At 74.3% G+C, this 1,384-nt stretch carries 1 protein-coding gene; it reads right to left on the reverse strand.

Going from position 1 to position 1,384, the window contains the following annotated elements; translation table 11 throughout:
• Window positions 1-280 precede the first annotated feature (280 nt).
• Window positions 281-1,384, reverse strand: a 1,104-nt coding sequence (locus OOT08_RS02030) for an amidohydrolase (protein ID WP_325090889.1), incomplete at its 5' end; no start/stop codon positions are given.

Consider the following 1,384-nt stretch of genomic DNA (forward strand, 5'->3'; position numbering starts at 1 on the left):
GGCGAAGGGCTCGACCCAGGTCGCAAGCACAACCGGGGCGGGGAAGGTCGAAGCAGTCATGCGGGTCCTTTCGGGACGGGAACGGCCAGCGGCCGGGGCCACGCGGCCGCGGATTCGAGGCGAGTGCGGGCACGGCCAGGGCAACAGCAGGGGTCACACTATCCGACCCCGCTCGACGGGCTCCACTTCTCGTGCCGTTTCGGCAACGGACCGGACGGCGCACCACCGCCGCGGGGCGCGCCGGTGACCGGCGCGCCCCGCGGCGCGGGCCCGGGCTTCGCTAGGCGGTTTCGCCGCCGAGCAGGGTGCCGAGCACCTCGGCGGCCAGCAGGGTCTCGGGGGTCGCCGTCAGCGGGTCGACGCTGAGCACCGTGACGTCCGCGAGCTGCCCGAGCGCGAGCGTGCCTCCCGTGCCCCCGGTGGAGCGGTGCACGCTCACCGTGTACCCCTCGAGCGCCTCGCGCGCGGTGAGTCGCTGCGCGTCAATGACCGCGCTGCCGGGGCGCGCGGTGCGACGCCGCGCCTGCGCATCGGCCAGGATCTCGCGGGGGTCGTAGGGCGCGATGGGCCAGTCGGAGCCGAGGGCGAGCAGGACGCCGCGGTCCAGCACATCGCGCATCCGGAAGGTGTGCGTGCGGGAGCGCTCGGCCCCGAGGCGGCGCGACCAGGCGTCGGTGCGGTCGGGCCGGACAAAGTGAGTGCAGTGCGTGGGCTGCATACTCGCAGCGGCCCCCGAGGCGGCGAGCCGCTCCAGGTCAGCGTCCGAGAGCGCCTCGATGTGTTCGATCCGGTGCGCCGGACCGCCCTCGGGCAGGGCCGCGATGCTCTCGGCGACGAAGCCGACGCCGCGGTCCCCGATCGCGTGGGTGGTCGTGGTGACGCCCGCCGCATGCAGCCGCGCGAGCGCCGCCGCGTAGTCCGCCGGGGCCAGCCACAACGAGGCGGTGCTCTCCCCCTCGGTGTCGGGCTCGTTCAGCCAGGCCGTGCCGTTGTCCACGGTGCCGTCGATCATGAGCTTCGCGCCGCGCACCTCGAAGCGGCGGCCGCGGATCCCCTGCAGCGCGATCACCTCGTCCAGCACCTCGGGGCCGTGTTTGGCGAGGAACCACGGGGCGATGCGCACCCGCAGGGGCAGCTCGCCGCGGCGCTCCAGCTCCTGGAAGAGCGCGATCGAATCGGGGTCCTCGTTGTCGAGCATCTCGATGCCGGTCAGCCCGTTCGCGGCCATGTCCGTCAGCACCGCGAGGAGCCCCTCGACCTTGTCCTCGAAGCTGAGCACGGGCAGGTGCGCGCGGAGCAGGCCCATCGCGCCGAGCTCGCGCAGGAAGCCGTTCGGGGCCCCGTCCGCGCCCGCGACCACCTCGGAGCCGTCGGGCAGCTTCTC

Origin of the sequence: Leucobacter sp. M11, assembly GCF_035726885.1 — a bacterium.
GTDB lineage: Bacteria > Actinomycetota > Actinomycetes > Actinomycetales > Microbacteriaceae > JAPFRB01.